Origin of the sequence: Streptomyces sp. NPDC058289 (genome assembly GCF_042880975.1) — a bacterium.
Lineage (GTDB): Bacteria > Actinomycetota > Actinomycetes > Streptomycetales > Streptomycetaceae > Streptomyces > Streptomyces stoeckheimensis.
This window is the reverse complement of record NZ_JBHVYI010000049.1, coordinates 1-20,896: the sequence shown is the minus strand read 5'-3', so window position 1 is coordinate 20,896 and position 20,896 is coordinate 1. Positions and strand designations below refer to the sequence as shown.

General features: G+C 72.4%; 17 protein-coding genes. 8 read left to right on the top strand and 9 right to left on the bottom strand.

Annotated elements, in window-relative coordinates; translation table 11 throughout:
- The first annotated feature begins 358 nt into the window (after window positions 1-358).
- Complete coding sequence (locus ACFVX6_RS24045; protein WP_389694613.1) at window positions 359-931, top strand: ATP-binding protein; 573 nt, start codon at window positions 359-361, stop codon at window positions 929-931.
- On the opposite strand, the gene ACFVX6_RS24040 is transcribed toward ACFVX6_RS24045, so the two are convergent.
- Both ACFVX6_RS24040 and ACFVX6_RS24035 read right to left on the bottom strand, forming a co-directional pair.
- The gene (locus tag ACFVX6_RS24040; protein WP_389694611.1) at window positions 918-3,311 is read right to left on the bottom strand and encodes an ABC transporter permease; all 2,394 of its coding nucleotides are present in this window, start codon (window positions 3,309-3,311) and stop codon (window positions 918-920) included. The two genes, ACFVX6_RS24045 and ACFVX6_RS24040, sit on opposite strands and share 14 nt — an antisense overlap.
- The gene (locus ACFVX6_RS24035; RefSeq protein WP_389694683.1) at window positions 3,311-4,093 is read right to left on the bottom strand and encodes an ABC transporter ATP-binding protein; all 783 of its coding nucleotides are present in this window, start codon (window positions 4,091-4,093) and stop codon (window positions 3,311-3,313) included. Before ACFVX6_RS24035 ends, ACFVX6_RS24040 begins: the two co-directional genes overlap by 1 nt.
- Here ACFVX6_RS24035 and ACFVX6_RS24030 point away from each other — a divergent pair.
- Window positions 4,046-4,738 carry a hypothetical protein gene (locus ACFVX6_RS24030; RefSeq protein WP_389694685.1) on the top strand — a complete coding sequence of 231 codons (693 nt, stop codon included), beginning with the start codon at window positions 4,046-4,048 and terminating at the stop codon, window positions 4,736-4,738. The genes ACFVX6_RS24035 and ACFVX6_RS24030 overlap by 48 nt on opposite strands.
- A 748-nt stretch (window positions 4,739-5,486) precedes the next feature.
- Here the strand turns inward: ACFVX6_RS24030 and ACFVX6_RS24025 are convergent.
- A complete protein-coding gene (locus ACFVX6_RS24025; RefSeq protein ID WP_389694609.1) occupies window positions 5,487-6,632 on the bottom strand; it encodes a PP2C family protein-serine/threonine phosphatase in 1,146 nt (381 codons plus the stop codon).
- A 116-nt stretch (window positions 6,633-6,748) separates the two neighbouring features.
- On the opposite strand from ACFVX6_RS24025, the gene ACFVX6_RS24020 reads away from it, so the two are divergent.
- On the top strand, window positions 6,749-7,984 hold the full coding sequence (locus tag ACFVX6_RS24020) for a GNAT family N-acetyltransferase (RefSeq protein WP_389694607.1): 1,236 nt from the start codon (window positions 6,749-6,751) through the stop codon (window positions 7,982-7,984).
- Window positions 7,985-8,061: 77 nt separating this feature from the next.
- Here the strand turns inward: ACFVX6_RS24020 and ACFVX6_RS24015 are convergent, their stop codons facing one another.
- A complete protein-coding gene (locus ACFVX6_RS24015) occupies window positions 8,062-8,868 on the bottom strand; it encodes an Fpg/Nei family DNA glycosylase (protein ID WP_389694605.1) in 807 nt (268 codons plus the stop codon).
- Window positions 8,869-8,949: 81 nt separating this feature from the next.
- A complete protein-coding gene (locus ACFVX6_RS24010) occupies window positions 8,950-9,435 on the bottom strand; it encodes a ribose-5-phosphate isomerase (protein ID WP_250739491.1) in 486 nt (161 codons plus the stop codon).
- 220 nt (window positions 9,436-9,655) lie between these two features.
- Between ACFVX6_RS24010 and ACFVX6_RS24005 the strand changes: the two genes are divergently transcribed.
- Window positions 9,656-11,095 carry an amino acid permease gene (locus ACFVX6_RS24005; protein WP_389694603.1) on the top strand — a complete coding sequence of 480 codons (1,440 nt, stop codon included), beginning with the start codon at window positions 9,656-9,658 and terminating at the stop codon, window positions 11,093-11,095.
- A 70-nt stretch (window positions 11,096-11,165) separates the two neighbouring features.
- Here the strand turns inward: ACFVX6_RS24005 and ACFVX6_RS24000 are convergent, their stop codons facing one another.
- Complete coding sequence (locus ACFVX6_RS24000; RefSeq protein WP_389694601.1) at window positions 11,166-11,747, bottom strand: biotin transporter BioY; 582 nt, start codon at window positions 11,745-11,747, stop codon at window positions 11,166-11,168.
- A 285-nt stretch (window positions 11,748-12,032) separates the two neighbouring features.
- On the opposite strand from ACFVX6_RS24000, the gene ACFVX6_RS23995 reads away from it, so the two are divergent.
- Window positions 12,033-13,430 (top strand): amino acid permease, encoded by a 1,398-nt coding sequence (locus ACFVX6_RS23995; RefSeq protein ID WP_389694599.1) that lies wholly within the window; start codon window positions 12,033-12,035, stop codon window positions 13,428-13,430.
- 54 nt (window positions 13,431-13,484) lie between these two features.
- Here ACFVX6_RS23995 and ACFVX6_RS23990 read toward each other — a convergent pair whose 3' ends face one another.
- Window positions 13,485-14,267, bottom strand: coding sequence for an SDR family NAD(P)-dependent oxidoreductase (locus tag ACFVX6_RS23990; protein WP_389694597.1), 783 nt, complete (start codon window positions 14,265-14,267; stop codon window positions 13,485-13,487).
- 164 nt (window positions 14,268-14,431) lie between these two features.
- On the opposite strand from ACFVX6_RS23990, the gene ACFVX6_RS23985 reads away from it, so the two are divergent.
- Both ACFVX6_RS23985 and ACFVX6_RS23980 read left to right on the top strand, forming a co-directional pair.
- On the top strand, window positions 14,432-15,841 hold the full coding sequence (locus ACFVX6_RS23985) for an amino acid permease (RefSeq protein WP_389694595.1): 1,410 nt from the start codon (window positions 14,432-14,434) through the stop codon (window positions 15,839-15,841).
- A gap of 163 nt (window positions 15,842-16,004) precedes the next feature.
- Entirely contained in the window at window positions 16,005-16,661 is a 657-nt protein-coding gene (locus ACFVX6_RS23980) for a superoxide dismutase (protein WP_389694593.1), read from the top strand.
- 38 nt (window positions 16,662-16,699) lie between these two features.
- Here the strand turns inward: ACFVX6_RS23980 and ACFVX6_RS23975 are convergent, their stop codons facing one another.
- Together ACFVX6_RS23975 and ACFVX6_RS23970 are read right to left on the bottom strand one after the other, a co-directional pair.
- A complete protein-coding gene (locus tag ACFVX6_RS23975) occupies window positions 16,700-17,416 on the bottom strand; it encodes a hypothetical protein (protein WP_389694591.1) in 717 nt (238 codons plus the stop codon).
- A gap of 41 nt (window positions 17,417-17,457) precedes the next feature.
- Entirely contained in the window at window positions 17,458-18,105 is a 648-nt protein-coding gene (locus tag ACFVX6_RS23970) for a DsbA family protein (protein ID WP_389694589.1), read from the bottom strand.
- A 110-nt stretch (window positions 18,106-18,215) separates the two neighbouring features.
- Between ACFVX6_RS23970 and pepN the strand changes: the two genes are divergently transcribed.
- Window positions 18,216-20,798, top strand: coding sequence for an aminopeptidase N (gene pepN / locus ACFVX6_RS23965; RefSeq protein ID WP_389694587.1), 2,583 nt, complete (start codon window positions 18,216-18,218; stop codon window positions 20,796-20,798).
- Window positions 20,799-20,896: the final 98 nt, after the last annotated feature.

Sequence of the window (20,896 nt, the reverse complement as noted above, 5' to 3'; positions counted from 1 at the left end):
GTCGGGTGCATGGTGTGTTGCCCCGGCCGGGCCGCTGGCCGGGGTGCTGGCCGGGGTGCTGCCTGGGCGGGCCGCTGCCTGGGGCAGACCAGAGCAGCGTGATGCCTCGCGGGCCGGAACAGCTACACGCCGTCGCTGTGCGTGGGGCGGCCCTGCGGGGCTTGTCCCCTACCCGCCCTTCCACCGTTCCCTGGGGCTCCGACCCAGACCCCGCTCCTCAAACGCCGGAGGGGCTGGATTTGGCTGCGCGTCGGCGAGGGGGGATGGGGCTGTGCCGGAATGTGAGGTGTGGGGGGCTCGGGGCCGGGGCCGTAGGGTCGGGGCGTGAGGAAGGGCGGTTCGTGGACGGGGGTGCAGGGTGATCGTGTGGCAGACCGCGTACGCCCTGCACCGGCGGGTGCCGGGGAGTGTGGTGTGCGATCCGGAGCACGTCGGGTTCGGGCTGCACCGGATGATGCCGCCCGCGCTGCGCGGGGACTTCCAGGATCTTCCGGCGTGGCGGCAGGGCGTGTTCGAGGTGCTGGATCTGGCCGCTCGGGAGCATCCCGGTGTGGTGATCGTGCCGATGACCGTCACTGATGCCGGGTACTTCGCCGAGACCGTGGGGCGGCTGCGCGAACGGGGGCACGACGTACGCCACTTCGCGCTGCTGGCCGAGCGCGGGACCGTACTGCGGCGGCTGCGCGAGCGGGGACTGGGGCGCGGGCTGAAGCGGGAGAGCTTCGCGGTGGCGCGGCTGGACGGGTGTCTGGAGGCGTTGCGGGAAGAGGAGTTCGCGGAGCACCTGGACACCGACCGGATCGGGGTCGCCGAGGTGGCCGAGCGGGTTGCTGCCTCCGCCGGGCTGGCGTTGGCGCCGGACACCGACGGCGCGCTCCGGGGGCGGATCCGGCGCGCGCTGGTCGGCGTACGGCACATCAGGTTCGACTGAGGCGCAGGGCGCGGCGGGCCGGGAGGGCCGTGGCCGCCAGGGTCAGGGCGATGGCGGCCGCCACGAAGGAGCCGTAGACGAGGGGCGGGACGTACGGGGCGCTGCCCGTCACCGCCTTCGTCAGGGGGGTCAGCGTGGCCAGGGCTATCGCCGAGCCCAGGGCGATGCCCGTGCCGCTGACCAGGAGGGCTTCCCAGTAGAGCATCCGCAGGACCTGGCGGCGGGTGGAGCCGATCAGGCGGAGCATGTGGAGTTCGCGTCGGCGGTCCAGGACGGTCATGACCAGGGTGTTGGCGGCGGCGACGGCCGCGAAGCCGCCGAGGACGGCCGCCATGGTGGTGTTGGCCCAGGCGTTGAGCTGCCGGTCCACGCTCTGCTCGGAGGTCCAGGCGGCGGCCGACAGCACCGGGCCGAGGCCTTCCGGGGCCGGGCCGCGGACCAGGAGTTCGGTGGGGCGTCCGGCGGTGGTGCGGCCGGCCAGGTCGGCGGCCGGGAGGGTGACCTCTCCGAGGCCGAGGCCGCGGGAGTAGACGGCCACGATCTCGGGGGTGACGGGGGTCCCGTCGGGCAGCCGCAAGGGGATCCGGTCGCCGGTTCCGGTGTGGGTGGCCTCGGCCAGGGTGCGGTCGATGGCGACCGTGCCGGGAGCGAGCCGGGAGAGGTCCCCGGAACGTACGCCCAGGTCCTGGACCTTGGCGAGGTCCCCGGTGACGCCCTGTGCGGAGGCGGTGTGGAAGGTGCGGTCGCCTCCGGAGCCGACGACGGTGAGGACGGAGGTACGGGTGAGGGCGACGGCCCCGGCCGCGACCGCCCGGTCGACGGCCGTCCGGTCCGTGCCGCCGTGCGGGTCGGTGATGACGTGGTCGGCCAGCAGTCCGGCCTCCTGCTGCTGCCGTACCGCCCGGTCCTCGCTGGTGTGGAGGAAGACCAGAGTGGAGGAGAAGGCCATGGCGAGCACGATCGGGGTGATGGCGGAGGCGAGACGGCGGGCGTGCGTACGGGAGTTGGCGGCGGCCAGCCCGGCGGGCGCACCTCCCGCACGCAGCGGGAGCCCGAAGAGGGCGGCGCAGGCGCGGGCGACCAGCGGGCCGAGCAGGGCGACGGCGAGCATGAAGAGCATGACGACGCCGAGGGCGGCGTTGGCGGCGTCCGGGCCGCTGCTGGTGGCGGCCAGGGTCGCGCAGGCGGTTCCGCCGGCCAGGGCGGCGAGGCCGAGCGGGGTACGGATCCACCCGGGCCGCAGCCGCTCCACGGCGGCCGAGGCGAGTGCCAGGCCGGGACGGATGCGGGCGGGGCGGCGGGATGCGGCCCAGCCGGCGATCAGTGCGGTGACCAGTGCGATGCCGACCGCGGTGACCAGCGGGATCCAGGAGACGACGAGGTCGACTTCGGCCGGGACGGCGCCCTTCGCCTTGAGCTGCCCGAACCACCAGGATGCGAGGGCGATGCCGGGTACGCAGCCCAGCGCGCCCGCGACCGGCGCGACGAGCAGGGCTTCGGTGGCGACCGTACGGCGGATCTGGCGCGGGGTGGCTCCGACGGCGCGCAGCAGGGCGAACTCGCGGGAGCGCTGCCCGACGGAGAGGGCGACGGTGCCCGCGGCGGTGAAGACGGCGACGAGCGTGGCGATCCCGCCGAAGGAGCCGCCGAGGCCGGTCAGCACCTCCTGGGCACCCGCGAGCCGCGCGTCGAGGGCGCGGGCGTCTCCGGTCAGCACCTGGGCGCGGCCGTCGACGACGGCCCGGGCCCGCGCCGCGTCGGCCACGAACAGCACGATGGCGTCGAGCGCGTCGGGGTGTCCGGACAGGCTGCGCGCCTCGGTGTCGGCGAACCAGGCTCCGGGCCGGTCGGCGCGGCCCACGACGCGGAACTCCCGGGGCCCGGCGGGGGTGCCCAGCGTCACCCGGTCCGGGCCGTCGGCCCCGCCCAGGACGACTTCGCCCGGGCCGGCCGGGGCGCGGCCCGCGCGGAGCTCCGTAGGACTGAAGGCGGTGGAGCCCCAGCCGGAGGCCTCGAGCGTGCGGCCCGCTGCGTCCCGTACGGGGAACACCACGTCGGGCACCGCCCGCCCCAGCGGAGCCAGTCGCTCCAGCAGGGCGGCGTCCACCCGCGCCCGGTCCGGGAGCGGCGCGGAGACCTCGTAGGCGCCGTCGCCGCGGCCCATCTGCAGGTGGGCCTGCTGATCGGCGGCGACGACGACGGGGGCTTCGGCGTAGCGCGTCGGCGAGGTGCTCGCGCGGGCCCCGGTCTCCAGCAGGATCCCGCAGGCGGAGACGATGGCGACGGCCAGGAACAGGGCGACGAAGGTGCCGGCGAAGGCGGCGGGCCGGAACCGGAGGACGGCGCGGGCCAGGCCGTTGGAACGGGGGCGGAGCGACATCAGGCGGCCGCTCCTGCGTACCGGGGCGCGGCGGGCGCGGTCGGTGCCGACGGCGCCGACGGCACAGGCAGCGCCGTCATGCGGGTGGCGATCGCGGCGGCCGGGCTGCGCGGGAGCCGGTCGGCGATGAGGCCGTCGGCGAGGAAGAGCACCTGGTCGGCGTGGGCGGCGGCGGCCGGGTCGTGGGTGACCATGACGACGGTGGCGCCGAGCGTGTCCACGGCGCTGCGGAGCAGGCCGAGGACCTCGGCGGCGGTGGTGGTGTCGAGGGCGCCGGTGGGCTCGTCGGCGAAGACCACGTCGGGGCGGGTGACCAGGGCGCGGGCGATGGCCACGCGCTGCTGCTGGCCGCCGGAGAGTTCGGCGGGGCGGCGGCTGCCCTTGCCTTCCAGGCCGACCCGGGCGAGCAGGTCGGCGGCGCGGGCCTGGCCCTGGGCGGCGGTGCGGCCGCGGCTGCCGGCCAGCCGCATGGGGAGCAGGACGTTCTGCTCGACGGTGAGGGAGGGGAGGAGGTTGAACGCCTGGAAGACGAAGCCGAGGCGGCTGCGGCGCAGTTCGGTGAGCTCGTTCTCGTTCATGCCGGTGATCTCGGTACCGCCGAGGCGGACGGAGCCCTCGGTGGGGAGGTCGAGCCCGGCGGCGCACTGGAGGAAGGTGGACTTTCCGGAGCCGGAGGGGCCCATCACCGCGGTGAAGCTGCCGCGGGGGAGGGTGAGGTCGATGCCGCGGAGGGCGTGCACGGCGGTGCGGCCGCGGCCGTACTGACGCCGGACCGAGCGCAGCTCGACGGCGGCGGTGGCGCCGTGGGGCGCTTGCGCGTGGCCCGGGTGGCCCGGGTGGCCCGCGTGGCCCGCGTGGCCGGGGTGGCCCGCGTGGCCGGGGTGGCCGGGGTGGCCGGGGTGGCCGGGGTGGCCCGCGTGGCCGGGGTGGCCCGGCTGACCCGAGTAGTCCGGCTGACCCGACTGGCCCGGGTGGCCCGGCTGACCCGGGTGGCCCGGCTGACCGGGGTGGCCCGGCTGACCCGAGTAGTCCGGGTGGCCCGCGTGGCCCGGGTGACCCGGCTGGCCCGGCTGGCCCGGCTGGCCCGGCTGGCCCGAGTAGTCCGGCTGACCCGACTGGCCCGGGTGGCCCGGCTGACCCGAGTAGTCCGGCTGACCCGACTGGCCCGGGTGGCCCGGCTGACCCGGGTAGTCCGGCTGACCCGACTGACCCGAGTAGCCCGAGTGGCCCGAGTAGCCCGGCTGCCCCGGCTGCTCCAGCTGACCCGCGTGCCCTGGGTGCCCCGGCTGCCCGGCCTGCTGCGTCTGCTGCTCGGCCTGCCGCTTGCTGCGCCGGAGCCCCATGGTGTGCCGCCTTCCGTGCCGGTCGACCACCCGGTGGTGATCGTGTCTCCGACGTTACGGAGGGCGGGGTGGTCGGGACCATGACGGGAGCTGGCGGACCGGTGGTGGGGGTAACCCGACCATCGGCCCGGCAATCGGGCGGGCCGAGCGGGGATCCGGGCGGCCCGGAGATGCGCGGCCCGGCCACGGCTTCGGGCGGTGCCCTGCGGAGCTGTCCCCTACCCGCCCTTCGCCCGTTCCCCGGGCTCTGCCCGGACCCCGGTCCTCAAGCGCCGGACCGGCTGGAAGGGGTGCCGGGCTCCGCCCACCCGGCCCTCAAACCCCCGCGACGCTGGTGGATGACCCGGGCCCCGCCCGGACCCGGCCCTCAAACCCCGGACCGGCTGGAAGGGCCCCGGGCTCCGCCCGGACCCCCCTGGGGCTCCGCCCCAGACCCCGGTCCTCAAACGCCGGACGGCTGAAAAGACCCCCCGGGCCCCGGCAGCGGGTCTGGGGCGCAGCTCCGGGGAACGGGCGAAGGGTGGGTAGGGGAATCCGCCCCGCAGGGCCAACCCAGCCGCACCCGCCCACCAGCCCACCAGCCCCGCACCGTCCCGCAGTGGCAGGCACCCCGACCGGGCCCCCGCCGACGGAGTCCGGCGCAGCGACGCGAAGCCCGCGCAGCGGTGCGAACGGCGCGTCGAAAAGGTGCCCGGCGCACCGACGCGAAGCCCGCACAGCGGTGCGAACGGCGCGTCGAAAAGGTGCCCGGCGCAGCGACGCGAAGCCCGCACAGCGGTGCGAGCGGCGCGTCGAAAAGGTGCGCGGCGCGTCGAAAAGGTGCCCGGCGCGTTTAAAAGGGTGCGCGGCGGATGAGGAGGAGGGCTCGGTCGTCGTTGACGTCCTTGGCCACCTTTTCGATCAGGTGCCAGGTCGCGCCCTCCCAGCCCGCGCCGACGTAGCGGTCGGCCTCGCCGGTGAGGCGGTCGATGCCCTCGCTGATGTCGCGGTCGGCCGTTTCGACCAGGCCGTCGGTGAAGAGCATCAAGACGTCGCCGGGGCGGAGGTTGCCGCGGGCCGGAGTGAACTCGGCTCCGTCGTAGACGCCGAGGAGCGGGCCCTCGCCGGTCTTCTCCTGCCAGCGGCCGGTGCCGGCGCAGAGCTGGAGGGCGGGCAGGTGGCCGGCGGAGAGGAGTTCGTAGTCGCCGGTCTCCAGGTCCAGGACGAGGTGGATGGAGGTGGCGAAGCCCTCGTCCCAGTCCTGGCGGAGCAGGTAGCCGTTGGCGGCGGGCAGGAAGCCGTGTGGGGGCAGGGCTCCCAGGAGGCCGCCGAAGGCGCCCGAGAGGAGGAGGGCGCGGGAGCCCGCTTCCATGCCCTTGCCGGAGACGTCGGTGAGGACGATCTCCAGGGTGCGGCCGCCGTTGGTGCGGGCGGCGACGACGAAGTCGCCGGAGAAGGACTGGCCGCCGGCCGGGCGCAGGGCCATCTCCCGGTGCCAGCCCCGCGGCAGGGCGGGCAGCTTGCTCTGGACCCGGATGCGTTCGCGCAGGTCGAAGAGCATGGTGCCGCCGCGTCGCCAGGGCACGCCGACGCGGCTGCGGAACTGGGCGATGACCAGGCCGAAGAATCCGCAGGCGGCCACGACGAGGACGGTGCCGGGGGTGACCCGCGCCGGGCCCTGGGTGTAGGGGCCGAGGACGAGGGCCTCGACGATGAGCGCGGCCGCGGAGGCCGCGTACAGGGCGAGCAGGCTGGCGGGGCGCAGCAGCAGCCCGCCGGCGACGATCGGCAGGACGAGCGCGGCGGGCGAGAACCACACGGGCAGCATCAGCGTGCCGCAGGCGATGGCCGGGATGGTCAGGAGCAGGCCGCCGAAGGCCAGCCAGTCGGAGGCGTCGCCGCGGAAGTAGTCGACGGCGGATTTGCGCAGCGCGGTGCGCGCCCGGTGCCACATCATGCGGGACCGGGCCAGGAGGGACTCCACGTGTGCTCCGGCCATTGCTTCGGGACCTTATCCATCCTGGCTGTGCGCGCGCAGGGGTACCCCCTGAGATGGGCCCATCGGCGACCGAAAAGAGATCGACCGGGACGGATTGCCCTGATAGGGATGGCCGTATGGCTCTTGAGACGCGCGTATTGCAGGCTGATGAGTGGGATGTCTGGTACGACCAGCTGGAACTGGCGTTCGGTGGAGTGCCCGAGTCCTCCGAAGAGCGGGAGCTCTACAGGTCGCTGACGGAGACGGAGCGCTCCCTCGGCGTCTGGGACGGCGGGACCTGCGTGGCCACGGCGGGGGCCTTCTCCTTCCGGCTCTCCGTGCCGGGCGGGGCGCTCGTCCCGGCCGCCGGGGTCACGATGGTGGGCGTCTCCCCCACCCATCGCAGGCAGGGTCTGCTCACCTCCTTGATGCGGCGCCAATTGAACGACGTCCGGGCGGGTGGTGAACCGATCGCCGTGCTGACGGCCTCGGATCCGGCGATCTACGGGCGCTTCGGCTACGGCACCGCCGCGTACTCGATGTCCGTGGAGATCGACAAGACCCGCGTACGGCTCTCCGTGCCGCCGGGGACCGATGACGTACGGCTGCGACTGGTCGATCCGCGCAAGGCCCTCGCCGACTGCGAGCGGATCTACGCGGCGCTGCTCGCGGGCCGCCCCGGGATGCCGGCCCGGCAGCCCGGCTGGGAGCTGCAGGCGCTGCTCGACCCGGAGGCGACGAGGAACGGCGCGTCGCCGATGAAGTGCGTGGTCGCGGAGCGGGCGGACGGCGAGGTGGTCGGGTACGCCCGCTACCGGGTCAAGCCCGAGTGGGACCTGACCGGCTCGGACGGCCGGGTGGACGTGGCGGACCTCGACGCGCTCGACCCGGCGGCGTACGCGGCGCTGTGGCGTTACGTGTTCTCCATCGACCTGACCTGGACCGTACGGGCCTTCAAGCGGCCGGCGGACGATGCGCTGCTGCACCTGGTCACCGATGTCCGGCGGACGCAGGTGCGGCTGCGCGACTCGATGCACGTACGGCTCGTGGACCTGCCGGCGGCGCTGGCCGCGCGGGCCTACGGTGCTCCGCTGGACGTGGTGCTGGAGGTCGAGGACGCCTTCTGCCCCTGGAACGCGGGCCGCTGGCGGCTGGTCGTCGGAGCGGACGGGTCCGCGGCCTGTACCCGGACGGCGGATCCGGCCGACCTGGAGCTGTCGGTACGGGAGCTCGGCGCGACCTATCTGGGCGGGGTCACCCTGACTTCGCTGGCCTCGGCCGGCCTGGTGCGCGAGCTCCGCGCGGGAACCCTGTCCCCCGCTTCGCGCGCCTTCGCCGGCGACGTGGCCCCCTGGCTGCCGCACGGGTTCTAGCCGGGTCAGGGGCTTCCAGCCGGGGCGCCCGGCCGGCGGGCCCGGCCAGTGCCCGCGGTCCCGGCCGGCGGCCCCGGCTAGCGGGCCTGGCACCCCGGGCACCAGAAGAGGTTGCGGGCGGCGAGACCGGCGGTGCGGATCTCGCCCCCGCAGATGTGGCAGGGCATGTTGGCCCTGCGGTAGACGTACACCTCGCCGCCGTGGTCGTCCACCCTCGGCGGGCGACCCATGGCCTCGGGCAGGTGTTCGTCGCGGACGGTGTCGATGCGGTTGTTCCGCACGCCCTCGCGCATCAGCAGGACGAGGTCGGCCCAGATCGCGTCCCACTCGCGGCGGGTCAGGTCCTTGCCGGCGCGGTAGGGGTCGATGCCGTGGCGGAAGAGGACCTCGGCCCGGTAGACGTTGCCGACGCCCGAGACGATCTTCTGGTCCATCAGCAGGGCGGCCACCGTGGTGCGGGAGCGGGAGATCCGGGCCCAGGCGCGGTCGGGGTCGTCGGCGGGGCGCAGCGGGTCCGGGCCGAGCCGGTCGTGTATCGCCTTCTTCTCGCCCTCGCCGATGAGCGCGCACGCGGTGGGGCCGCGCAGGTCGGCGTAGTGGTCCTCGTTCAGCAGCCGGAGCCGGACCGTTTCCGTGGCGGGCGGGGCCGGGGCGGGGCCGAAGCCGAGCTTCCCGAAGAGGCCGAGGTGGATGTGGATCCAGGCGTCGCCGAGTTCGAGGAACAGGTGCTTGCCGTGCGCCTCGGCGGATTCCAGCTCGCGGCCGTCGAGCAGGGCCGCGCTCTCGGCGAACCGGCCCTGCGGGCTGCTCACCCGGACCGGCCGGGCGGCGAAGCGCGCGGTGTGGTCCTCGGCGAGGCGGTGGATCGTATGCCCCTCGGGCACGGCAGTACTCCTCGCAAACGAAAAACCGGGACATGAAAAACCGGCCGCGCCGCCCCGAGGGCGCCGCGGCCGGAAGCGGGATCAGCCCTGCGGGTGGTGCGCCGGGATCGGGGGGAGCTCGCCGGTGGTCTCGTAGGCGGAGAGCATGTCGATGCGGCGGGTGTGGCGCTCCTCGTCGGAGTACGGCGTCTTCAGGAACGCGTCGATGAAGCTGACGACCTCGTCCTGGGTGTGCATCCGGCCGCCGACGGAGATGACGTTGGCGTTGTTGTGCTCACGGCCGAGCTCGGCGGTCTGGACGCTCCACGCGAGGATGGCGCGGATGCCCTTGACCTTGTTCGCGGCGATCTGCTCGCCGTTGCCGGAGCCGCCGATCACGATGCCGAGGGAGCCGGCGTCCGCGGCGGTCTTCTCCGCGGCGCGGAGGCAGAACGGCGGGTAGTCGTCCACCGCGTCGTAGATGTGGGGCCCGCAGTCGACGGGCTCGTGGCCGTTGTTCTTGAGCCAGTCCACCAGGTGGTTCTTGAGCTCAAAGCCGGCATGGTCGGATCCGAGGTACACGCGCATGGTCCGAGTGTGGCACGGGCCGGACCGGGGACCCGCCGCGGGGTGTCGCGTAAGTCACTTCTAAAGCTCAAGTAAACCCAAAGAACGCAGATGGGACACCACAGGACCAAGGTCCTGGACGTTCGTCCCGACGCAACGATCCGGATTGGGGTCTTCCGCCCTGCGTTCATCTCGGGTTTGAATGCCGGGGCTCGCCACCCGAGAACCTAAGGATCCGTTCATGAGCTCCACGACGACCCTTCAGAAGGAAGGCTCCCCCACCGGCAATCCCGGTGAAGGCCAGCCCTCCGACGGCCTGAAGGCCGGTCTCAAGAACCGCCACCTGTCCATGATCGCCATCGGTGGTGTCATCGGCGCCGGACTCTTCGTCGGCTCCGGCGGCGGTATCGCCAAGGCCGGCCCCGCCATCCTGATCTCCTACGCGCTGGTCGGCGCGATGGTCGTCTTCGTCATGCGGATGCTGGGCGAGATGGCCGCCGCCAGCCCGAACTCCGGCTCCTTCTCCGCGTACGCCGACCGGGCGCTCGGCCGCTGGGCCGGTTTCTCCATCGGCTGGCTGTACTGGTTCTTCTGGGTCGTCGTCCTGGCCGTGGAGGCCACCGCCGGCGCCGTCATCCTCGAAAGCTGGGTCCCGGCCGTCCCGCAGTGGGCCTGGGCGCTGATCGTGATGGCCGTGCTGACGGTCACCAACCTCGGCTCGGTCGCCTCGTACGGCGAGTTCGAGTTCTGGTTCGCCGGCATCAAGGTGGTCGCCATCGGCGGCTTCGTGATCATCGGCATGCTGGCCGTCTTCGGCGTGCTGCCGGGCTCGGACAACCCGGGTGCGGGCTTCGCCCACCTCACCGACACGGGCGGCTTCATGCCGAACGGCTGGGGCTCGGTCCTCACCGGCGTGCTGATGGTCGTCTTCTCCTTCATGGGCAGCGAGATCGTCACGCTGGCCGCCGGCGAGTCCGAGGACCCGCGGCGCGCGGTCACCAAGGCCACCAACTCGGTGATCTGGCGCATCGGCGTCTTCTACTTGGGCTCGATCTTCATCGTGCTGACCCTGCTGCCGTGGAACGACGCGTCGATCGTGGAGAAGGGCTCGTACGTCGCCGCCCTGGACTCGATCGGCATCGCGCACGCCGGCCAGATCATGAACGTGATCGTCCTGACGGCCGTGCTGTCCTGCCTGAACTCGGGCCTGTACACCGCCTCCCGCATGGCCTTCTCGCTGGGCGAGCGCGGTGACGCCCCGAAGGCCTTCGCCAAGGTGAACAAGCGGGGCGTGCCGGTGGCCGCGATCCTCGGGTCGGTCGTGTTCGGCTTCGTCGCCGTCTACTTCAACTACGCCTTCAAGGACACGGTCTTCAGCTTCCTGCTGAACGCCTCGGGCGCGATCGCGCTGTTCGTGTGGCTGGTGATCTGTCTGACCCAGCTGCGGATGCGCGGGATCCTGATGCGCGAGGCCCCGGAGAAGGTGACGGTGAAGATGTGGTTCTTCCCGTACCTGACCTGGGCCACCGCCGCGATGATCACCTTCGTCCTCGGCTACATGGTCTACGACAAGGACAACCGCGAGACCGTCCTGCTGTCCCTGCTGGTCGCGGCCGTGGTGATCGCGATCGGCGTGGCACGCCAGCTCCGCCGCAAGGCCGCCCTGAAGGCTTCCGCGTAGCACCTCCTCATACGACGGAAGCCCCGGACCGCCAGTCGCGGTCCGGGGCTTCCGTGTGGAGTACGAGCGCTCACGCGCGGCCGAGGAGCTTCCAGGCGGCCGGCAGCAGGCCCATCGCCAGCGCGGCCTTGAGCGCGTCGCCGATCAGGAAGGGCGTCAGGCCGCCCGCGACGGCCGCGCCGAGGGACATCCCGGTGGACAGCGCGAGGTAGGGGACGCCGACGGCGTAGATGACCGCGGAGCCCAGCACCATCGCGCCCGCCGTACGCAGCACCGAGCGGTCGGCGCCGCGCCGCGCGAGGGCGCCGACGACGGTGGAGGCCAGCAGCATGCCGAGGACGTACCCGAAGGTCGCGCCGCCCGCGCCGGAGGCGCCGCCCGCGAACCACGGCACGCCGGCCATGCCGACCAGGGTGTAGAGGGCCAGCGAGAGGAAGCCGCGGCCGGCGCCCAGCGCGGTACCCACGAGCAGCGCGGCGAAGGTCTGCCCGGTGATCGGGGCGGCCAGGCCGTCGACGTGGACGGCGATCTGCGCGGCCAGACCGGTGAGCGCGGCTCCGCCGACCACGAGCGCGATATCGCGGACGCGGCTCGCGGGCAGCAGGTCGGCGAGGACGGCGCCGGGCCGGAAGGAGACGGAAGCAGTGCTCATCGAGGACTCCGCAGGGGGTGGGGGCGGCAGGGACGATCACCGACGTTAGTGCCGGGTCCGGGGCCGCAGCAGGGTGGCCCGGGACAAAGCCGTACTCCCCGGTTTGGTGGGGAGTACACAAAGACCCCGTCCAGCGCCCCAGTTGGAGTGATCCGCATCACGGGCAATGACGGCTGACACGTCCGTTTTGCGCGGATGGGCGCTCTCCGGAGAGACTGTAGGGTCCCTCCAACTGTCGCGGAGCCCCCACCGCCGCCAGGCCATTAGAGAGTACGAGCACCCCTCATGCGCGACCTCCCGTCCGCCCCTCCCGGCACCACGGACGAGCTCCCACCGGAGCCCCTGAGCCACAGCCTCAAACAGCGCCACCTGACCATGCTGGGCCTCGGCGGCGTGATCGGCGCCGGGCTGTTCGTCGGCTCCGGCGCCGGCATCACCATCGCCGGTCCCGCGATCATCTGCTCGTACCTGCTCGCGGGCATCCTGGCGATGCTGGTGATGCGGGCACTCGGCGAGATGTCGGCGGCAATGCCCGCCTCCGGCTCCTTCTCCGTCTATGCGGAGAAGGCGCTCGGCCGCTGGGCCGGCTTCTCGGCCGGCTGGCTGTACTGGTTCCTGCTTGTCGTGGTGCTGGCCGTGGAGGCGACCGCCGCCGCGAAGATCGCGAACGGCTGGCTGCCCTCGGTGGACCAGTGGGTCTGGGTGCTCCTCTTCATGGTGGTCTTCACCGTGAGCAACCTGGCCGCCGTGCGGAACTTCGGCGAGTTCGAGTTCTGGTTCGCGGCCCTCAAGGTCGGCGCGATCGTGCTGTTCCTGATCCTCGGCACGCTCGCCGTCTTCGGCCTGCTCCCCGATACGGACCCGATCGGCATGGCCAACCTGACCGGCCAGGGCGGCTTCTTCCCGAACGGCGCGAGCGGCGTTGTCGCCGGCATGCTGGCCGTCGTCTTCGCCTTCGGCGGCCTGGAGGTCGTCACCATTGCGGCCGCCGAGTCGGACGACCCGGCCCGGTCGGTGTCCCGCGCCGTGCGCAGCGCCGTCTGGCGCATCCTCTTCTTCTACGTCGGCTCGATGCTGGTCATCGTGACCCTGCTGCCGTGGGACTCGCTGACGCCGGGCCAGAGCCCGTACGTGGCCGTCCTCGACTCGATCGGCATCGCGCACGCCGGCCAGATCATGGACGTCGTGATCTTCGTGGCCCTGCTGTCGGCGCTCAACGCCAACCTGTACGGGTCCTCCCGCATGGTGTTCTCGCTGGCGGAGCGGGGCGAGGCGCCGAAGGCGCTGCTGAAGGTGTCGGACGGCGGGGTGCCGCGCCGGGCGGTCTTCGCGTCGGTGGCCTTCGGCTTCTTCTCGGTGGTGCTGAACCTGCTGTGGCCGGACACGATCTTCCTCTACATGCTCAACGCGGTCGGCGCCGTGCTGCTCTTCGTGTGGGTGCTGATCGCGGTCTCGCAGCTCAAGCTGCGCAGGAAGATCGAGCGGGACATGCCGGAGCGGCTGACGCTGCCGATGTGGCTGTTCCCGTACGCGACGTGGGCGGCGCTGATCGGGATGGCCACGGTGCTGGTCCTGATGCTGTTCGACGATTCGGCGCGGCCGCAGCTGCTGTGGTCCACGGGGGCCGCGGCCGCGGTGCTGCTGGTGGCGTGGATCCGGGAGCTGCGGGCCAAGAGGGCCTGACCCCGCCGGTCCCCGTGAAGGCCCCCGCGCACACCGCGCGGGGGCCTTCCGGCGTCAGGTGCGCAGGTACGAGGCCCCGTTGACGTCGAGGACCGCACCCGAGCTCCAGCGTGCCGCCGGCGAGGCCAGGTGGAGCACCGCGGCGGCGATCTCCTGCGGGGTACCCACGCGACCGAAGGGGCTCTGCGCCCGGATCCGCTCGCCCTCCTCCCCGTCGAGCCGGTCGGCGACCCGTTCGGTGGCCACGAAGCCGGGTGCGACGGAGGCCACCGCGATGCCGTGCGGGGCGAGGGATACGGCGAGCGACTGGCCGAGCGCGTGCAGCGCCGCCTTGGTGGCGCCGTAGGCGGGGTGGTCGGGCTCGCCCCGGAAGGCTCCGCGCGAGCCGATGTTGACGATCCGCCCTTCGCGGCCGCCGTCGATCATGCGGCGGGCCACGCAGTAGGCCAGGTTGGCCGTACCGAACAGGTTGACCGCGGCCGTGTGCTGCCAGGCGGCCTGCCAGTCGGCGTAGGAGGTGGTGGGCAGCGGGTGCGCGACCATCACGGCGGCGTTGTTCACGAGCACGTCGATCCCGCCGAGCGCCTCCTCGGCCTCGGCGGCGAGGGCTTCCACGCACGCCGGGTCGGCGAGGTCGCCGGCGACGAGGACATGGCCCTCGCCCGGCAGGTCCGCGAGGGTCCGCTCGGCGCCGGGCCCGCCGACCGTGCTGTGCACCGCGACCCGGTCGCCCTGCTCGGCGAACGCGGTGGCGATCGCCCGTCCGATGCCCTGGGAGGCTCCGGTGACCAGCACCCCCCGGCCCGCCGCGGTCAATTCCCGTATGCCGTGGTCCATTCGAGCCTCCGTCGTACGTTCGGGTCCGGTTCGCCAGCGTACGGGGATGATCACGGCCGGTCATCCGACCGTCCGAATAACGGACGCCCAATGTCCGACAATCGGACACGGTCAAGACTGGGGCAGTCCATCCCGTCCCCCCGCACAACGGACAGGCACCACCCATGAGCCACACGACCGCCGCCCCCCGCGAACTGGACGCGCCGCCCGCCGGCGGCGCCGGATCGCCCCTCGGCAACGGACTCAAGCAGCGCCACCTCTCGATGATCGCCCTCGGCGGGGTCATCGGCGCGGGCCTCTTCGTCGGCTCCGGCGCCGGCATCGCGGCCGCCGGCCCCTCGATCGTGCTCGCGTACGCCGCTTCCGGGCTGCTCGTGATGTTCGTGATGCGGATGCTCGGCGAGATGTCCGCCGCGAACCCCGCCTCCGGCTCCTTCTCGGTGCACGCGGAGCGGGCCATCGGCCCGTGGGCCGGTTTCACCGCCGGCTGGATGTTCTGGACCCTGCTGTGCGTGGGCGTGGCCATCGAAGCCATCGGCGCGGCGCACATCATGACGGGCTGGTTCCCGGGCACCCCCTCGTGGATGTGGGTGCTGGTGTTCATGGCGATGTTCTGCGGCTCCAACCTGGCCGCCGTCTCCAACTTCGGCGAGTTCGAGTTCTGGTTCGCCGCCCTGAAGATCGGCGCGATCGCCCTCTTCCTGGGCCTGGGCGTGCTGGCCGTCCTGGGCGTGCTGCCCGGCACCGGCTCCCCCGGCGCCGCCAACCTGCTCCACGACGGCGGCTTCCTGCCCAACGGCGTGGACGGGCTGCTGGTCGGCCTGCTCGCCTCCGTGGTCGCGTACGGCGGGCTGGAGACGGTGACCATCGCGGCCGCCGAGTCCGACAACCCGGTCCGGGGCGTCGCCAAGGCCGTGAAGACCACCATGTGGCGGATCGCGATCGTCTACGTCGGCTCGATGCTGGTCATCGTCACGCTGCTGCCGTGGAACGACCCGGCCGTCTTCACCGAGGGCCCGTACGCGGCCACCTTGGACCACCTGGGCATCCCGCACGCCGGCCAGGTCATGAACGTGGTCATCCTGATCGCCCTGCTGTCCGCGATGAACGCGAACATCTACGGCTCCTCCCGCATGGCCTACTCCCTGGTCTCCCGCGGCCAGGGCCCCAAGGCGCTGGGCAAGCTCTCCGGCCGGGTGCCGCGTCGGGCGGTGCTGGCCTCCTCCGGCTTCGGCTTCGTCACCGTGCTGCTGTCGTACTGGTACCCGGACACCCTCTTCGCCTGGCTGCTGAACATGGTCGGCGGCGTCATCCTCGTCGTCTGGGGCTTCATCTGCGTCTCGCAGTTCGTGCTGCGGCGCCGCACGGAGCGCGAGGCCCCCGAGAAGCTGGTCGTGAAGATGTGGGGCTTCCCCTATCTGACCTGGGTCGCGCTGGCCGGACTCGCCGGAGTCCTGGTCCTGATGGCCATGGGCGACGACACCCGGATCCAGCTCGTCTTCACCGGCGGCCTGACCGTGGCCCTGGCCGCCACCGGCTACGTCATCCAGCGCCGGGCGGCGACCAAGGCCTGACCGACCCGCCCCGAGGACCACAGGCGCGTCCCGTGCGAAGGCACGGGGCGCGCCTTCGCCGTACCCGGGACCCCTTGCCCACATTCTTGATCAGGTGCTGCTAGCGTGCAGTTGCGCATTGATTGCAATAAGCAGTTGGCACGCCGAGGGGACCGATACACGCATGGCCATTTACACGCTTCCTGAGCTTCCTTACGACTACGCGGCTCTCGAGCCGGTGATCAACCCGCAGATCATCGAGCTGCACCACGACAAGCACCACGCGGCCTACGTCACGGGCGCCAACACCACGCTGGAGCAGCTGGAGGAGGCGCGCGACAAGGAGAACTGGGGCGCGCTGAACGGCCTGGAGAAGAACCTCGCCTTCCACCTCTCCGGCCACATCCTGCACAGCATCTACTGGCACAACATGGCCAGCCCGAAGACCGGCGAGGGCGGCGGCGAGCCCACCGCGGCCGACGGTCTGGGCGAGCTGGCCGACGCGATCACCGCTTCCTTCGGCTCCTTCGCGAAGTTCAAGAAGCAGCTGACCTTCGCGTCCTCCGCGACCCAGGGCTCCGGCTGGGGCGTGCTCGCGTACGAGCCCGTCAGCGGCCGCCTGATCGTCGAGCAGATCTACGACCACCAGGGCAACGTCGGCGTGGCCAGCACCCCGGTCCTCGTGTTCGACGCCTGGGAGCACGCCTTCTACCTTCAGTACAAGAACCAGAAGGTGGACTTCATCGAGGCGATGTGGAACGTCGTCAACTGGCAGGACGTGGCCAAGCGCTACGCCGACGCCAAGGCGAACACCCCGCTGCTGATCCCCGTCAAGGGCTGATCCGCGCCGCCAAGCCCGTCCGCCTCGTGATCGTCTTCTCAACCTTCACTTGCGGGCGTGTCCACCAGAAGGCCCCCGCGAGGACGTGACTCGCGGGGGTCTTCTGCGCTTCCCGCACCGGCCGCCTGGTCGACCAGTCCGTCCACCTCGCCGACCACCGTGAACTCCTGCGCCAGCCCGGTCTCGTGGAGCCGCGCGAACGGGGTGAAGGGGACGCCGAACTCCGACTCGCCCCGGTCGAAGTTCCAGCTCTTGTGCACCTGGAAGCGGTAGTCGCTCACCACGGAGCCGTCCTCGTGGACCCGTACCGTGCCGCTGATCCGGTACTGGGCCCCGCGCAGCGCCAGCCACCAGTCCGCGCTGCCTCCCTCGCGGGCGCGCCGGGTGATCAGCACCCCGCGCCAGCCGCTGTCCGCCGCGTACGCGCCGGGCTCGCCGAGCGCCCGCGCGGCGTCCCGCCACTCGGCCAGGCGCCGGTCCACGTCCGCCCGTACGGCGGGCACGGCGAGCAGCGCCCGCGCGTCGACCCGGTACGGGCGGCCCGTGCCCCGGAGGTAGTGGCGCAGGGTGCCGGCGGCCTGGCGGACCCCGAGGGCCGTCCACAGCGGGGGCACCGCAACGCAAGCTGCCCGCAGCACCCGGTCTCGGGGGCGTGCGGGCAGGCTGGCGTGCGCGGCGTTGTCGTTCGGTATCGCGGGCTCCGCCCGGCCGCCGCTGCGGCCGAGCGGTTCCTCCCGTGTCGGACTAGTCCCCATAGGGGGACGTTAAGGGAGGAACCGGACCTCTGCTAGTCGAACTAGTCGAAGATGGGGCCCTGGGTACGGGTGCGCTTGATCTCGTAGAAGCCGGGGGTGGAGGCGACGAGCAGGGTGCCGTCCCAGAGGCGGGCCGCGGCCTCGCCGCGCGGGGCGGGAGTGACGACCGGACCGAAGAAGGCGACCTCTTCGCCGTCGGCGCCGGGCACGGAGATGACCGGGGTGCCGACCTCCTGGCCGACGCGGTTGATGCCGTCGTTGTGGGAGTCGCGCAGGACCTCGTCGTACTCGTCGGAGTCCGCGTAGTGGAGCAGCTCGGCGGGCAGGCCCACCTCGTTCAGGGCCTCGGCGATGGCCTCGCGGGTCGGGCCCGTTCCCTCGTTGTGGAAGCGGGTGCCCAGCGCGGTGTAGAGCTTGCCGGTGACCTCGTCGCCGAACTTCTGCTGGGCGGCGACGACCACGCGCACGGGAGCCCAGCCCTTGGGGCCGAGCAGCTCGCGGTACTGCTCGGGCAGTTCGTCGAGCTTGTTCTCGTTGAGGACCGCGAGGCTCATCACGTGCCAGCGGACCTCTACGTCACGGACCTTCTCGACCTCCAGCATCCAGCGGGACGTCATCCAGGCCCAGGGGCAGAGCGGGTCGAACCAGAAGTCGACAGCGGTCTTCTCGCGCACCTGGGTATCAGCCATGTCTCTCCTCAGATCGGAACGTTCCTCCCTGCCCAACCGCTCCGACCGCACACGCATTCCCCCGTGGGAGTATTCGGTCAGGTATCGCGATCACGCACGAAGGAGTGCACGTGCCCGGAGAGAATCTGTCCCGTGACGAGGCCCGCGAGCGGGCCGAACTGCTGTCCGTCGACGGGTACGAGGTGGTCCTCGACTTGAGGTCCGCGGTGGACGAGGCCGAACCGGCCGACGGACCCAGGACCTTCCGCTCGGTGACCACCGTCCGCTTCCGCGCCGCCGCTCCGGGAGCATCGAGCTTCGCGGACCTCATCGCGCCCTCGGTGAACAGCGTGACCCTCAACGGGCGCGACCTGGACCCGGCCGTCGTCTTCGACGGCGCGCGGATCGCCCTGGACGGACTGGCCTCCGAGAACGTGCTCGTGGTCGACGCCGACTGCGCGTACAGCCGGACCGGCGAGGGCATGCACCGCTTCGTGGACCCGGAGGACGGCGAGGTCTACCTCTACACCCAGTACGAGCCGGCCGACGCCCGGCGGGTGTACGCGAACTTCGAGCAGCCCGACCTCAAGGCCCCGTACCGCTTCGAGGTGACCGCGCCCGAGGGCTGGCAGGTCTGGAGCAACGGCGTCGAGGAGTCCCTCGAGGGGCAGACCCGGCGCTTCGCGGAGACCGCACCGATCTCCACGTACATCACGTGCGTGGTGGCGGGGCCGTACCACTACGTCACGGACTCCTACACGCGCGGGGACCTGACGATCCCGCTCGGCGCCATCTGCCGCAAGGGGCTGGCCAAGCACTTCGACGCGGACGACGTGTTCCTCGTCACGAAGCAGGGCTTCGACCTCTTCCACGAGATCTTCGACTACCCGTACCCCTTCGGGAAGTACGACCAGGCCTTCGTGCCGGAGTACAACCTGGGCGCCATGGAGAACCCGGGGATGGTGACCTTCAAGGAGGAGTACATCTTCCGCGGCAAGGTCACGCAGGCCTCGTACGAGCGGCGCTCGAACACGATCCTGCACGAGATGGCGCACATGTGGTTCGGCGACCTCGTCACCATGAAGTGGTGGGACGACCTGTGGCTGAAGGAGTCCTTCGCGGACTTCATGGGCTCCTTCGCGCTGGTCGAGGCCACCCGCTTCGACCAGGCCTGGGTCACCTTCGCCAACAGCCGCAAGGCGTGGGCCTACCGGGCCGACCAGCTGCCGTCCACGCATCCGATCACGGCCGACATCCGTGACCTGGAGGACGCGAAGCTGAACTTCGACGGCATCACGTACGCCAAGGGCGCGGCGGTGCTCAAGCAGCTCGTGGCCTACGTGGGCCGGGACGCCTTCCTGGAAGGCGCACGGCGCTACTTCAAGGCGAACGCCTACGGGAACACCACCCTGGACGACCTGCTGTCGGTGCTCGCGGAGGTGTCCGGGCGGGACATGGCCGAATGGTCGCGGGCCTGGCTGCAGACGGCCGGCGTGAACACGCTGACCCCGGTGGTGACCTGCGACGCGGGCGGCCGGGTGACCGAGCTGGCGGTGGTCCAGGACGGCACCGCCGTGCCCGATCAGCCGACTTCGTCGGCGGGGCGCCCGCACCGGGTCGCGGTGGGCCTGTACCGGCTGGACCCGGACGGCGCTCTGGTCCGCTACGCGCGGGCCGAGGCGGACGTCGCGGGGGTGCGGACGGTCGTCGGCGAGCTGACCGGGCAGGAGAAGCCCGCGCTGGTGCTCGTCAACGACGAGGACCTGACGTACTGCAAGATCCGCTTCGACGAGGCGTCGCTGGCCACGCTGCGCTCGCACCTGGGCTCGGTGACGGACCCGCTGAGCCGCGCACTGTGCTGGTCGGCGCTGTGGAACCTGACGCGTGACGGGCTGATGCCGGCGCGGGACTTCGTCTCCCTCGTACTGGCCCACGCGGGCCGGGAAACGGACGTCGGCGTCCTCCAGATGCTGCACGCGCAGGCGCAGACCGCGGTCACCCACTACGCGGCGCCCGACTGGCGGGAGCAGGGCGGCAAGGTGCTGGCGGCGTGCGCGCTGCAGGAACTGCGGTTCGCGGAGCCGGGTTCGGAGCACCAGCTCACCTGGGCCCGCTTCTTCGCGGCGGGCGCGGCGACCGAGGGCGACTTCCAGCTGCTGCTGGGGCTGCTGGAGGGATCGGCGCGGATCGACGGGCTGGAGGTGGACCAGGAGCTGCGCTGGGACTTCCTGCTGCCGCTGGCCGCGCACGGGGCGATCGGCGAGGACGTCCTCGCGGCCGAACTGGCGCGGGACGACACGGCGTCGGGCAAGCGGCACCAGGTCCGGTGCCTGGCGGCGCGGCCGTCGGCGGCGGTCAAGGACCAGGCGTGGGCCGCGGTGGTGGAGTCGGACGCGCTGTCGAACGCGCTGGCCGAGGCGACGATCGCGGGGATGCAGCAGTCTTCGCAGCGGGGGCTGTTGGCGCCGTACACCGACCGCTACTTCGACGTCATCGAGCGGATCTGGGCCGACCGGTCGATCCAGATCGGCATGGATGTGGTGCGGGGGCTGTACCCGTCGCTCCAGGACTCCCAGGAGACCCTGGACACGACCGACGCGTGGCTGGCGGCGCACGAGTCGGCTGCGCCGGCGCTGCGCCGCCTGGTCCTGGAGTCCCGCGACGACCTGGCCCGAGCGCTGCGCGCGCAGGCCTGCGACGTGGCGGCGGGCTGACCCTGCGGGGCTCTCCCCCACCCCGCCCCTTCCCGAAACCGGGCTCTGCCCGGACCCGCGCTTCAAACGTCGGCGGGGCTGGTTTTCCCAGCCCCGCC